We start from the raw sequence: 13,320 nt of genomic DNA, 5'->3' as shown, positions 1-13,320 counted from the left end.
ACAATCTATTGCTGCTCTAAAAACAAGACATACAAAAAATATTGGAATATCCTTGACTTAGCTAACTTCAGCAAATACGAATTCTTGAGGATGTGAAAATAGCCTTGCTATACCGTCATACAGTTTCGTTATACGGCGATCTTGACTGTAGAGTTAGTTTCCAAATTAAATAATTCTGCTATGGCGATCGCCAATCGGGTTAGAACAGTTCGCTTTGGCTGTGTGTTAGTTTTGCAACCCACATTCCGCACTTCAAATGTAGTGTATAAGTAGTATAAATTGAATCGGAAAGGAATTAGGTATTTCGACTCAGCCAACTGACCCCTTGACTTGAAAATAACATTCAAGAGCCAACTGACTTGACAAAAATAGTAGGATATGCAGAATGACTTCCGGCAAGCTTTTCTGTCATCATCAAAAAATGTAGCCATCAGAAAAAGGAAGAGACTATGTCGGTAGAGGTCAAAAATTTAGACCACTTGGGGTTAGTGGCGGGAATCATTGACGAAATCGGAATTGTCGAAATCGTCAACGACTTACTCGGAGAAAAAAAGACGGAAAAAGTTAGCGCGGGTCTCGTCGTTAAAGCCATGATTTTAAATGGCATGGGATTAGTGTCATCCCCTCTTTATATTTTTAAGAATTTCTTTGAAAGTAAGGCGGTAGAAAACCTACTGGGAGAAGGAATTAAAGCCGAGTATTTAAATGACGATCGACTGGGCAGGGTTCTCGATAAAATTTATCGATTTGGACTCAATCGAATTTTTGTGGCCATTGCCTTAGCCACGGTAAAAAAGTATGAATTAACGGTAAATTCCAACCATCTCGACTCAAGTTCGTTTCACGTTCATGGAGACTACCCTAACTCCGGGGAATCGGGAACGATTGAAATTACTTACGGATATTCAAGAGACCATCGCCCGGATTTAAAGCAATTTCTGATGAATTTAATCTGCACTGGAGATGGCGATGTGCCACTTTGGATGAAGATGGGTTCGGGAAACGACTCAGACTCAAAGCAATTTGGTCGATCGATGGTTGAGTTTAAAAAACAATTTCAGTTTGAAAGTTTAACGGTGGCTGATAGTGCTTTTTACACCCAGGAAAATCTACAAATTGCCAAGGAAGTTAAATGGTTGAGTCGAGTTCCCGTGACGGTAAAAGCAGCGAAGAATTTAGTAGAATCGGTAGAGGAAAGCGAGTTAAAAACGAGTCAACTTACGGGTTATCGTTTTCAAGAATCTCAACAAAACTATGCCGATGTTGAGCAAAGATGGTTATTAGTCGAAAGTCAAAAAAGGAAAGAATCAGATTTAAAAAAATTAGAGAAAAAAATCCAGAAAGATGGTGAGTCCGCCCAAAAGAAACTCCGAGAGTTAAGTGTTCGAGAATTTGCTTGTGCCGCTGATGCCGAAAAAGCAGCATTTCGCCTTTTAAGAAAGTCGAAGTATCACCAAATTACCGATTTAGAAATTACGGAAAATTCTGGGGTCTATCAAGTCAAAGCGAACGTCACAATTGATGAAGCTTCAGTCGAGATAAAAAACGAAGTGCCGGACGATTTATCTTGGCGACGAATGTTTTAAACTCAGAAGAATTAACCGCTGATTCAATGCTCTCGAACTACAAAGAGCAACAGTCAGTCGAACGAGGTTTTGGCTTTCTGAAAGACCCGCTATTTTTAACGGATAGCGTTTTTCTTAAATCTCCTCACCGGATTGAAGCTTTGGGATTCATTATGGGCTTATGCTTATTGGTTTACACTCTGGGACAACGACAAATTCGGAAAACTTTGAAGCGGCTAAAAACTGGACGGTCAAAAATCAGTTAGGTCGTCTAACCGATCGACCAACTCTCCGATGGATATTTCAATGTTTTCAAGGGATTCATGTCTTCCGAACTCAGGGAGTTAAAAAAATTTCTAATTTAACCTCTGAGCGCCTACATTTACTTGAATTTTTCCCAAAATCTTGTCAGGCTTATTATCTTCTAACTTGAAGATAGACTCGATTAATGCTCGTTAAAATTACATCTAATCTCCCTGATGGGGGGGGGATTCCCCAAACCAATTTTGAGCCGTTTTTTTGGGTGGGAACAGTTTAACTTGCCCATTCCTCAACCGATTTTTCTCTAAGATGTCATTTTTACCCGAATTTTTCTTTTTTCTCGGTCTTAATCCCTAACCAACTCCCGACTAATTTCATCCCCTTCTCGTGCTACTTGGCGTACTACAAGTTGAAGTGCGGAATGTGGGCTTAAAAGATGTGGAGATCGATCTTCTTTTACCCCAATTCTACTGGAAAGATTCGATCGACGCCGGAACACGCCCTACATTTCTGTCATGCCCCTATCGAAGTCGCAACCAGCCAAATATTTGTCCGACGGTTAACGCTAACTCCGCCGCAAATTCGGGAGTGGGAAGTCGATCGCTCTCTCGTTCCAAGGAAACCAAACGTCGATCGCGATCGCATACTTGCACGAGTCGTTCGCTGGGATCGATGAGCCAACCCATGTCTGCACCATACTTCAGACAGTGCAGAATATTACTGACAACCCGCGTTGAAGACCGATCGGGACTGAGGATTTCGATCGCCCAGTCCGGTGCAGCTTCAAAGCGATCGGCAATGTCGCCCGTTTCGAGGAGGGGAATGCGTTCCCAGCGAAACACCGCGATATCGGGAACGATCGAGCGATCGCCAAACGTACATCGCAAGTTCAGTAACGCCAGCGCGATTTCCTCCGGTTCGGTCACAGCATCGATCGCCACAACGAGTTTTTGCTGAATGCGGCTGTGGCGACCTTGGGGCATCGGTTTCGTGAAGATCGATCCGTTAACGTATTCCTGCGGGGGTTTGGTTTCCGGTCGTTCTAGGAATTCTGCGAGACTTAGCGGTGAAGCGATCGCTCGGGTCATGGCTATCGATCTGGCGTTACCTTAATTGTATGCAGCCGGTGCGATCTCGTGATGTAGATAGCACTACACAATAACGTCATAGAGAACAGGAAGTCTTTTATCGATATCCGGCCGAGTCTCGGCAACATTTTGCAGTGTTGTCAGTAGAGAAAGCACGAAATTGGAGGGAATCGTTTCGCGCTTTTGGCGATCGCCTTCCTGAAATCCCAACAAATCTATTTTTTTGTTCGAGCGATTTAAAGTAGAGCCGTTGACGAAAACGACTCTACTTCACTTTCACTCTTTTAAGACTCTTGGGATTCCGGGGTTTTGCGCTCGTGACTGAACAGGCGAAAATACCAAGATACGAAAAACTCTTTAATTGGAAAAGCAATACCCGTTATCGGGTTAATCGTAACAATGATATTGCGAGTGTCTCGTTTGGCCTGTTTCACAATTTGCTTGGCGACGCGATCGCCCGACATAATACCGATCGGATTGAGATTGCTCTTAAACGGCCCCAAAATCAGCTTGCGAACGATACAGGGAGCGTCCAAACGCCGCATCGTTACCAAATCCCCTAACGTGCGCTTGCTGAGTTCGTAAAGAGGACTGAAAGCAGGGCTGACTTCCGCTTCAGACGTGTTCACCCAAACTTCTTTACAAACCATATCGCGGTTAGTGCGTACCGTAGTGAGGAACTGTTCCATCAACCGCCAACTCGAAAAGGTGTTGATTTCAAACGATCGCTCGATCGCCTCGGGGGTTCGTTCCCCTCCGACATTGATACCGTGGTTCAGAATTAAAATATCGATTTTTTCAAACAGTTCGGCTAGTTCTGTTTCTCGTCCGACTTGCCATTTTACCGTTTTTATGCTAAGCGTCTCATCATTGAGGTCTAACGTCAACGGGCGATCGCTCGACGTGAGCGCGACGACTTTCGCCCCCGCCAGATGCAAGTGTTTCAACAACCCCGTTCCGAGCGTTCCCGACGCCCCCGTGACGGCAACGGTTTTACCTTTTAACGACAGTGCCGTTCCCAACGCGCGATCGACCAACGTTAACGCTCCTGAAAAATAAGCATCTTGGTTATCGAAATGATGTCGCCAATGATAGGGACGGTTGACGAACAACTGCGACGGCGGCGACTGAAACGGCCCGGGAAGGTGCGTTAAATCCGTCAGTTCGTGAGCCCATTGCCAACCCATCCCCCGAGCGATCGCCCCAAACAGAAACGAAAGCGAATACAGCGTTCCCGCCAACGCCGCCCAAAAAACGTTTGGAGACACCACGAACGCCAGCACGCCAAACAACCCGCTGGCGGTCAACATCACCAACGATTCGGGGAGGTCGTTGCGCCACTGCGCCTGACGGTAAATCGTCTCGCTGACCGGCGTTAAATCGGGACGAAACACCCGATGATGCCAGTTGTGCAATCGTCCGAGCGGTTGCCAGACGTGGGCGAGAGCGTGGTTGCAGTCTCGCACGATTTCCACCCAGACGATCGAACTCATCCCCCAAACGGCGATCGCCACCCAGTCGGTTGCTGTCATCACGATTTACTTTCACCTTACAAGAGTTTGCGATCTATTATTTCGCAATTTTGTCAGCCTGTCTCAAAGGGAAAATTCCCTCAAATGGTTCGACCGTCCGTCAAACTTTGGGTCGAGAGCCACCGCGATTCAACGCTCTTCTATCTCAGCCCAACGTTCCTCGGTATCCGACAGCGACTCCTGAATTCGAGAACTGTTGCGATCGCGCAGTTGACGTTGAATTCGGTTCGACGAATGAATGTTGTTGGCTTCGTCGAGGAGTTCGCGCACCGCATCGCGATCGGATTGCGTCAGCAGACGGTGTTCCACAGGGAAAAACTCGTATTCCGACCGTTCGCCGCGCAACACCGCTTCGGCCGTTTTGACGGCGTTATAGCCGATGAAGACGCCGGATTGGTCGATAATCGATTGCAGGGGATCGGTGGGATCGAGCAGTCGTTGAGCGTTGTCTCGGGACAAGTCGAAAATGCCAAACACCGCCACGCGATCGCTCAACCCGAGATTTTCCACCGCCGTTAACGCCAGTTGCGTCGCAGCGTTCGAGCCACCCCAGAGAATCTCGATTTCGGGATGTTGGCGCAGCATTTCCTCGACGAGACCCACCTCGGAGGGTAAAATAGCCCCCGTCGCCGCCACTTCTTCCCACTCGATCCCCGACTGTTCCATGGCGGCGAGAAAGCCTTCGAGGTTGGGATAATAGCGATCGTAAGCTGCGGCATCGACGAGGCCGATTTTCAACGGTTCTTCGGAGCGATCGCCTCGGTTTCTCCGGGCCCACCGCACCAGATACTCCCCCGAATCGTAACCCATGCGGACACTGTTAGTGTTGTAACAGGCAAACACGTAGTTTTGAGCCGTCTCCTCGTCGAAACAAAAATCCACAGTAATCACCACGATGCCCGCTTCGTAGGCTTCCCGTATCGCCTCGAGGGAAACGACGGGGTCTTCGGGAACCAGAACGATGGCGTCCGTTCCCTCGTCAATGAGGCGGCGAATCGTCTCGGCTTCGCTTTCGACGCCCGAGGCGGAAGAGACGCCCCAAACCTCTAGGCGACGGTTCGCCGCCCGTCGCATCCCGAGTTCGTAAGCTTGAAAAATACTCGTATCGGATTGAGGTTTAATTAAACTAGCGCGCAGGCGAGGCAGGCGATCGACCGCGATTTGGTTTTCCCAGTTGGGTTTGAGCGTTGCTGTTTGCCAGTTGTTAGCCCGTTTGGCTTGAGAAGCGGCGTGAAACCTCGCCCCCCACAAGTCGGCGTTTTGTAGGTTCGTCTCTCGCAAACTAGTTCTTCCCTTCAAACTGGCGAATTTGAGAGAACTGCCGCTCAAGTCTGCTTTGTACAGTTCCGCCTCGTCGAAGTTGGCTCGGTTGAAATTAGCCGATCGCCCGTTGATGCGGTAGAGATCGGCACCTTGAAAGTTCGCCCAGAGTGCTTTGGCTTCCACAAAGCTGGCTTCGGAAAATTTAGCCCGTTGGAGTTGTGCGCCGTTGAGAACAGCGCGATCGAGGATGGCGTCAGATAGATTCGCTCCGTTGAGAATTGCTCCCGATAAATTGGCCTCGGTTAAGTCCGCTCCCGATAAATCGGCCTCGGTTAAGTTTGCCCCAGCTAAGTTTGCTCCTCTTAAATCCGCTTCCTGTAAGTTCGTTTCTTGTAAGTTAGCTTTAGATAAATTTGCCCCGGCCAAGCTCGAGTTAGATAAGTTCATTCCCCGAGATTGCTGAAAAATCTGCATTCTAAACGCCCAGTTGAGTTGATACCCCAAGGGATAGCAGTTGGTTAGATCGATACCCGACAATTCGGCGTTTTTCGCTTCGATGCCAGGATTGCCGACACAGAGTTCGTTCAGAGTTTGTAAGGCTTCGATACGCCCTTGGCTGTGTTCCTGACCGGTGCGGTCGAAGATGACTTTGCGGACGTTGTTGATGGTTTGTTGTCGTCGGTAGGGAATACCGACGAGGTAAGACACCAGAGCAAACAGCAAAGCGGCTTCGCTTAAGGTGGCGGCGAGTTTGACGAGGGAGATGTTTTCGAGCCAACGGACGAAATCGGCAACTTTCGCATCGAGAATTGAAAGGGGTTTGAGGATCGGATCTTCTTGGGAATTGTTTTTAGAGTCTGAAGGGGGAAGTGTGGCGTTAGAAACTTCTACATTTCCCCCCTCGTCCCGAGCAACAGAAGGCGTTTCCTCCGAAGGTTGCATCGCGCGTGGAATATCGTTATCGTGCGTGCGATCGGACATGGCGATCTTTACAGTGAAGAGGCAAGAGGCAAGAGGCAAGAGGGGAGAGGCAAGGGTGATAAGGAAGAAACTTCTACCTGAGACTTCTCCTCACTGGAGACTGGTGACTGAACCCCTAATCCTGTCCCAACATGGCTTTCAATGCTGTAGTCTCGAGTTCGCGAAACCCATCGGGCGTTAAGTAACTGACAATGACGAGATCGGAGCCTTGGTTGTCGTTGTCGGTAAAGTCGATTTCGATGCCGCCGAGGTCGAAGCGAGACTGGGCGACTTGCTTCATAAAGCTATCTCGGGTGAGCTGGCCAGGAACGTCGTTCAGAATTTTCAGAGTCATTTTCCCGACGATATAGCCTTCGAGTGAAACGTACCCGAATTCGTCTCCCAAGGCGTTGCGGGCTTCTCGGACGATGGGCAAATCCGAGTTGAGGAGGGGAACCACTTGCGTCATCACGATACCGTCGGTGACGCCGTATTCTTCGAGGTCGAAGCGGTAGTCGTCGCCACCGGTAAAGGAAAGGGCAGACACGACCCAGGTTTCGCCTCGTTCGCGAGCGTGTTGGACGAAGCGGGCGACGTTGCTGTAGGAACCCCCCGTGACTACGAACTGGCAAAGTTGTCCTGTCTCTTGTTCCCAGGCTTTTAGGGAATTGTAACCCGGTGCGACTTCGGGAGTGTTGCGCTGATACACGCCCACGGGGCCGAGGTTGTTGCGCGGTGGGGGGTCTCCGGTCGTGTTGAGGACGCGATCGTAGGTTTCGAGTAACTCGGGCGATGCCCCAGCGCGATCGAGGGCAGCTTTCAATCCCGCTAATCCTGCCATGCCGTAACTATCGTTTTGAACGTAGACGCAAATGTCCTCCGGGGTCAGTCCGGCATTCAAGGCAATGTCGATCGTTACCTCGAGTTCTTGGGCGTAACTGGAGCGGTAGTTGACGATGGGGCGATCGTTGTTTTGACGCAGCAAACCCGCCCCGGTGAAGAACCCGACCGCTGGAACGCCTGCATCTGCCAGTAAGGGCAGGGTGACTTCGGCGGTGGGGGTTCCCACGTTCCCGATCGTGAGGAAAACACCGCGATCGATTAACTTTTGGGTCGCCAGTTTGGCAGTGGGCGGTTCGTAAAAGTCGTTTTCAAAGTCGAGACGAACCTGTCGTTGTTTGACTCGTTCTCCCTCGAAGGCCGCTTCGAGTCCGGCTTTCATGTGACTTCCCAGAGCCTCTTCTTGTCCTTGAAGGGCGAGAACTGACCCGAGATAAATTCTGTTTCGGGTGATGCCCTCGGGCGGACGAGTCTTCGGAGATTGCTGGCAAGCGGTGAGGACGCAGAGACTGAGAGCGAGGCTCGATCGCAGCCACCGTTGACGGGGTCGTTGGCGGTGCGTTCGCGCAAGCGGGACGGAGTCCTTTCGTCCCTCGGCTCGGTCGGTCACAGCGGGTGTAGATCGCGGTAACATTTCTGAATCCAACTTCGTACCACGTTAACGTTTTACCGGGCGGTCTAGCTGCTTTGTGCGTTGGGAGACAGTTGTAGGGTCGTGTTTTGACGTTGCTGCTGCCGTTCTTGTCCGGCCCAGGAACGGTAATCGGCAATTAAATGACGCGTCAGACGCTGTTTGATGGTATGCAGGACGCTGGTGAGGAGGGTGTTTCCCGTGGCGTCGATAATCGGTTGGGGCGTGAACCACAACGGCGGCGGCATTTCCACTTTCACTTCTAGGTTCGCCCGGCCGTAAAGAGTGGTTTTACCGTTTTCGGTGCGCGGTTCGAGGTGTCCCACCAAGTCCAGAGAAAATCGTTGGTTGATGTATTCGACACCGCGAATTTCACAACGGCGCGATCGCAGATGTACGGTTCCGTTCGCTTCAGCCCAGACTTTCATGTCCACTGTCGGCTGTACGCTCAGCATCAGAAAGTTCAGCGGACGCATTTTCAACCGAAAACAGTCGGGACTTAATTTTTCAGTGCGAGAGGGATCGACGAGGGCGCTGACTAACCGCTGAGGCTGGCGCAGGTAATGTTGGATGGGAACGGGCTGCTCGGGAACGGGAATTTCAACAGGTAACGACGCAAAAAAGCGGCTATACATGACATCCGCGAAAATAACAACAGTTTGAAACGGTTCTTAACTAAATTATAGATTTGTTTAAAAAAAATCGCCGAGTCTGAGAAGGTTGGCGCGTTCGATCGCGGGGGAAAGCGATCGAACAACCCCTTGACCGTCGAAGAATACAGGCGAACTTTCCGTGTTTTCCGATCCTACTCTAAGATGGGGATCGGTTTACAGAAATTTAATATTTTGTAGAGTGACGGCATTTGTCAAAACGCTTGAATCCACTCCTTGACTTGATATTCCGTCCAAATGCCGTTTTTCCAGTAGGGGTCGTTTTCCACCAGTTGGCGAACGGTGGCTTCGTCTTCGGCGTCGTAAATCCCGAACACTTTCGTATTGTCTTTCGTCGGCCCCAACGTCACCAGAACCCCCGATTCCTTCTGTTGGCTGAGACCGTCGAGGTGGGCTTGGCGGTAGGGTTTTCGGCGTTCTAGAGCATCTTCGCAGTAGCTGCCCCACATTACATATTTCGTCACGATCGAATCCTTTGCGAGTGGTTTCTAACTGTCCGTCGAACGGCGGCGCAAAAATGGTATCAAAGCTTTCCCCACGTCTTGCGACCAATGTTCCTGGGGATAGTGGGCGGCTTCTTCGAGGCTGATAAATTTCCCGTTCTCCAAATTGTCGGCGAAGGTTTTGGCGGGTTCGACGGAGAGCCAGGGATCGAGAACGCCCCAAACCACGAGGGCAGGTTTCGTCCACTGGCGGAAACCGCTGTCAATTTCAGCGGTGGCTCGATCGAGTTGCAAGTTTTTGAGGGTGTAGAGTAAGGCTCGCCCAGAATCAGAACTTTTCAGCCAAGGACGGCGGTAAACATCGAGGTCTTTGTCGGGGATGACGAAACCGCTGCCTTTTTCTAAGGTGCGATCGACCAACAGGGGGTCTTGGGTCATCATGTCGCCGATGAAGGGCAAACTCATCTGTTTCAGCATCCAGGGGAGTTTGGCATCGGGAGACAGGGGGGCGTTGAGAACGGCCACGCGATCGATGCGATCGCCGTGTCTCAAGGCATATTGCAGTCCCACCGACCCCAAAAACCCTTGAACCACCAACGACACGCGATCGAGTTCCAAGGTATTGAGAAAATCGTCCAACGCCGCCACAAAGCTATCGGGGGTGTAGGGAAACTCTCGCCGTTCCGGTTTGCTAGACCGTCCGAATCCCAACCAATCCGGGGCGATACTGCGAAGCCCCTGACTGGCCAAGTCCGGCATCAGCGCACTCCAGCTGTAGCCGAGAGAGGGGATACCGTGGAGAAATACCACAGTCGGAACTTGTGGTGGGTTCACGGGATTGGCTTCACGGTAAAACCATTCCCAGGAACCGACAGTAATAGTTTTTTGTTCGACAGACACAGTTTGATAAAACTTGTTAAAGCTTCAGAAGTTTGCAAAAGATTTTCACTTAACCAGTTGTTAATGATTTATACCATTTCTCGAGCAGAGCGATCGAGACCTCGCCCGGAGAAACCCTATTTCCGAGATGGAAAGGGAACGATGCACAGAGACCTCCGAAACAGCTAGAGAAACAGCTAGATCCCCGGCATCTTGGGAGATGCCGGGGATCTGTTTTCCCGATATCTGTTTGAAAGAAGTCTCTCATTTTCCAGTCAGAACCTCTGTGTCCTCTGTGTCTCTGTGGTGAAAAACTTTGAACTTATCGGATATTTTCCGCCCGCTTCCACTTCACGCGCCAAAAAAAAGGACGTTTCCCCAAAACACGGAAACGCCCTAATCCTTGATGTTATTAAAATGTCGCGTCGAACCAGTCTTAGAAGTTCATTTCTGCCGCTTGAACTTTCTCGACCTGTTTCTTCTTCAACACCAACATAATTTGCGACAAAATGACGATGGCGAAGAACGCCAGCAATCCTTTAATGCGAGTCGCACTTTGTAACACGATTTCAGTATCCTTTTGACCGAAACCGCCTACGTTGGGGTCGGTGGTCAAGACTTCTCCAGCCGCCACTTGCTGACCTTCAGACACGAGGATTTCCGGACCTGGCGGAATCGTTTCGACGACTTCTTCACCGTCGTTAGTTTTCAGCGTAACTTCGTAACCGCCTGCTTCAACCGGCGAAATTTTTGTCACCACACCACCGCTGGCAGTTTTGTAAGCGACGTTATTACTATTGTTTCCGGCAGGATACACCTGACCGCGGCCGCGGTTTCCACCGGCATGAACGGAGAATTTACCGAAATTAACAGATTTATCAGTACGGGGGTCGGGAGACAGCACCGGGAACACCAACTCCTGATGGTCGTCACCGGGCAGAGGTCCGATCAGAACGATATTTTCCTGTTCGGGGCTGTAAGTTTGATAAAACAGCCCTTCGGTTTCTTCTTTGAGTTCTTCGGAAATGCGATCTTCAGGGGCGATTTTGAAGCCTTCGGGCAGCATCAGCACCGCACCCACATTCAAACCGCCTTTGCTTCCATCGCCGAGAACCTGTTGGACACTGGTGTCGTAAGGCACTTTCACGACCGCTTTAAAGACGGTGTCGGGTAAAACGGACTGGGGAACTTCAACTTCCGTCGGTTTGGACGCTAAGTGACAGTTCGCACAGACGATGCGTCCGGTCGCTTCGCGGGGAGTTTCTGGGGCGGTCTGTTGCGCCCAGAACGGATAAGCGGCCGCAGCTTGAGGGGCGACGAGGTCGCTGGTCAGGAACACCGCGACGGCCGCGACCGCCACCAGCAGTCCTTTCGCTAACGGTGCAACGCGGCGATGCCATCTCGCCAATGCACGATTGTATTTCATCGGTTGTGACAACGTTCTCTTCTTTCGAGGGCTAGCGTGTTCGGGCAAACGAGTTGACGAGATGACGAGGGTTTCCATCTCGCCATCTTTTACGTCCACCAGGGATCTTCGTTGGTTCGGAAATCTTCTTCCGTCCACTGGGTCAACGTCACGTTGTCGTCTTCGGAAACATCGACGTGAACCAAGGCCAGGGACAACGGTGCCGGACCGCGAACCACTTTTCCGGTTTTATCGTATTGCGATCCGTGGCAGGGGCAGATGAATTTTTCGGCGCTAGCGTTCCAAGGCACGACACAGCCGAGATGGGTGCAAACGGCGTTGATGCCGTAATCGCTGATGGCGTTAGCACCTTCGACGACGATGTAGGTGGGATCGCCTTTGAAGCCTTGGGCTAACACGCGATCGCCGACGTTATGTTTGGCCAGAAATTCGCTGGCTTGGATGTCGTTGCCGAGGGCATCTTTGGCGACGATGCCGCCGCCGCTACCACCGCTCGAGGGGGGAATAAAGTAATTCACGACTGGGTAGAGCGCACCGAGTGCCGTGCCGGTGACTGCCCCAAACGTGAGGAAGTTCATAAATTGCCGTCGTCCCATGGAGGGGACGTCTGCAGGTCCTGAAGCTTGAGTCATTGAGCTACTCGCGTATTATGTTATGTGATTTCCCTTAACAAACGGTATCGTTGTTTAATCGTTGCCGTTTCCAGGCTTCGCGCTGGAAATCGTAACGCTGGTGAGGGTCGCATCTCACGAGACCCCGATACACGAGAGCGCGATGCTGAGTCGCGCGTAACAGTTATTCATATTATCACGTCAGGGTTAAACGCCCGTGCGGGATTGAGGGGATTTTTGTGACGGTTGAGACACCTCGATCGCGATCGCCTCTGAGCGTCTCACCTCAACGTTACACTTCAAAATCCGATCCGCCCGGCTCGAACGCGCGACAGCGAACGGGGATCTCGTTTCGTGCCGGTAAATTGACTAGCACATATAGGGCGTACAAGCCAAATATATACTGCAAATTTAATATTTTTTTACAGTTAAGGAGTTAAATCTCGGCGATCGCGCACCAACATTTCCGTCATTTCCGCGAGGCGATCGAGATGTTGTTTGAGATCGGCGGCTTTGTGCTTGTATTTTCGCTTGCGAAACAGTGCAGCCCGAGCTAAATCCTCGCGATCGCGTTCGAGGGCTTTGCGGGCGACAGCATCCCAAGCCTTCATTTCCTGCACCGCTTGGTTGTACTGAGGTTGTACGTCGTCCCACGCCACCTTAATCTCGCCGAGAGCGTTATCGAACAGTCGCGGGGCGTCTTGCTGGTGTCCGTCTTCAACTGACTCGATAATCGGAATATTAAGCGATTGCGGATCGAGGCGAGACAGCAACGGTGCGAAGTTGCGAATTTGCTTGCTGTCGCTAATGCCCGTTTTACACCAAGTCGCGAAGTGTTCGCAGTTGTTGTAAATCAAATTGTAGCGACGCTCTCCCAAGCGGCTTTCCGCCCGTTGTATCGCCGTCTCCGCAATGTAACAAGCGGGATACTCCCGCACGTACACCGAGTGATTTTGCGTAAACTCGATCGCCGAAGTCCGTCGAACCGTCGCGTCCGGTTCCCGCTTGGAATAATGAATCACGCTCCCGTCGCCACAGTCGATTCCGTGGTGTTCGTAGACGCCGTCGAGGTTAAAAAACGGACGGATAACGTAAATTTGATCGCCACGTGCCATCTTCGTCTCGCATCCTGGGGGTTGCCATCTCCTAT

At 50.9% G+C, this 13,320-nt stretch carries 10 protein-coding genes and 1 pseudogene; 1 reads left to right on the top strand and 10 read right to left on the bottom strand.

The genetic code is table 11. The features are described from left to right. The first annotated feature begins 449 nt into the window (after positions 1-449). Positions 450-1,998 (top strand): annotated as a pseudogene (locus tag GEI7105_RS31170) (IS1634 family transposase). A 349-nt stretch (positions 1,999-2,347) separates the two neighbouring features. Here the strand turns inward: GEI7105_RS31170 and GEI7105_RS0118135 are convergent. The 10 genes from GEI7105_RS0118135 to GEI7105_RS0118085 form a co-directional block, all read right to left on the bottom strand. Next, on the bottom strand, positions 2,348-2,914 hold the full coding sequence (locus tag GEI7105_RS0118135; protein ID WP_017661854.1) for a Uma2 family endonuclease: 567 nt from the start codon (positions 2,912-2,914) through the stop codon (positions 2,348-2,350). A gap of 284 nt (positions 2,915-3,198) precedes the next feature. Then, positions 3,199-4,446, bottom strand: coding sequence for a bifunctional sterol desaturase/short chain dehydrogenase (locus GEI7105_RS0118125; protein WP_017661852.1), 1,248 nt, complete (start codon positions 4,444-4,446; stop codon positions 3,199-3,201). A gap of 129 nt (positions 4,447-4,575) precedes the next feature. After that, the gene (locus tag GEI7105_RS33665) at positions 4,576-6,690 is read right to left on the bottom strand and encodes a pentapeptide repeat-containing protein (protein ID WP_017661851.1); all 2,115 of its coding nucleotides are present in this window, start codon (positions 6,688-6,690) and stop codon (positions 4,576-4,578) included. Between the two features lie 115 nt (positions 6,691-6,805). Then, positions 6,806-8,119 (bottom strand): ABC transporter substrate-binding protein, encoded by a 1,314-nt coding sequence (locus GEI7105_RS0118115; RefSeq protein WP_017661850.1) that lies wholly within the window; start codon positions 8,117-8,119, stop codon positions 6,806-6,808. A 68-nt stretch (positions 8,120-8,187) separates the two neighbouring features. After that, positions 8,188-8,775: a DUF1997 domain-containing protein gene (locus GEI7105_RS0118110; protein ID WP_017661849.1), complete on the bottom strand. Its 588-nt coding sequence runs from the start codon at positions 8,773-8,775 to the stop codon at positions 8,188-8,190. A gap of 230 nt (positions 8,776-9,005) precedes the next feature. Further along, complete coding sequence (locus GEI7105_RS0118105) at positions 9,006-9,275, bottom strand: YciI family protein (RefSeq protein ID WP_223307636.1); 270 nt, start codon at positions 9,273-9,275, stop codon at positions 9,006-9,008. Positions 9,276-9,299: 24 nt separating this feature from the next. Next, positions 9,300-10,154, bottom strand: coding sequence for an alpha/beta fold hydrolase (locus GEI7105_RS0118100; protein ID WP_017661847.1), 855 nt, complete (start codon positions 10,152-10,154; stop codon positions 9,300-9,302). A 415-nt stretch (positions 10,155-10,569) separates the two neighbouring features. Then, on the bottom strand, positions 10,570-11,559 hold the full coding sequence (petA, locus tag GEI7105_RS0118095; protein ID WP_017661846.1) for a cytochrome f: 990 nt from the start codon (positions 11,557-11,559) through the stop codon (positions 10,570-10,572). An 89-nt stretch (positions 11,560-11,648) separates the two neighbouring features. Beyond that, positions 11,649-12,191, bottom strand: a complete 543-nt coding sequence (gene petC, locus GEI7105_RS0118090; protein ID WP_026097760.1) for a cytochrome b6-f complex iron-sulfur subunit — start codon at positions 12,189-12,191, stop codon at positions 11,649-11,651. A gap of 407 nt (positions 12,192-12,598) precedes the next feature. Further along, positions 12,599-13,285 (bottom strand): lecithin retinol acyltransferase family protein, encoded by a 687-nt coding sequence (locus GEI7105_RS0118085; protein WP_017661844.1) that lies wholly within the window; start codon positions 13,283-13,285, stop codon positions 12,599-12,601. Positions 13,286-13,320 lie beyond the last annotated feature (35 nt).

It is taken from the genome of Baaleninema simplex PCC 7105 (assembly GCF_000332355.1).
In the GTDB taxonomy this organism is placed as follows: domain Bacteria; phylum Cyanobacteriota; class Cyanobacteriia; order Cyanobacteriales; family Geitlerinemataceae; genus Baaleninema; species Baaleninema simplex.
This window is presented reverse-complemented; position numbering and strand designations above follow the sequence as displayed.

Excerpts from the sequence above, each read along its gene's own strand:
- GEI7105_RS33665 (WP_017661851.1), bottom strand. The coding sequence starts at position 6,690 with ATGTCCGATCGCACGCACGATAACGATATTCCACGCGCGATGCAACCT.
- GEI7105_RS0118085 (WP_017661844.1), bottom strand. The coding sequence starts at position 13,285 with ATGGCACGTGGCGATCAAATTTACGTTATCCGTCCGTTTTTTAACCTC.
- GEI7105_RS0118135 (WP_017661854.1), bottom strand. The coding sequence starts at position 2,914 with ATGACCCGAGCGATCGCTTCACCGCTAAGTCTCGCAGAATTCCTAGAA.
- GEI7105_RS0118110 (WP_017661849.1), bottom strand. The coding sequence starts at position 8,775 with ATGTATAGCCGCTTTTTTGCGTCGTTACCTGTTGAAATTCCCGTTCCC.
- petC (WP_026097760.1), bottom strand. The coding sequence starts at position 12,191 with ATGACTCAAGCTTCAGGACCTGCAGACGTCCCCTCCATGGGACGACGG.
- petA (WP_017661846.1), bottom strand. The coding sequence starts at position 11,559 with ATGAAATACAATCGTGCATTGGCGAGATGGCATCGCCGCGTTGCACCG.
- GEI7105_RS0118125 (WP_017661852.1), bottom strand. The coding sequence starts at position 4,446 with ATGACAGCAACCGACTGGGTGGCGATCGCCGTTTGGGGGATGAGTTCG.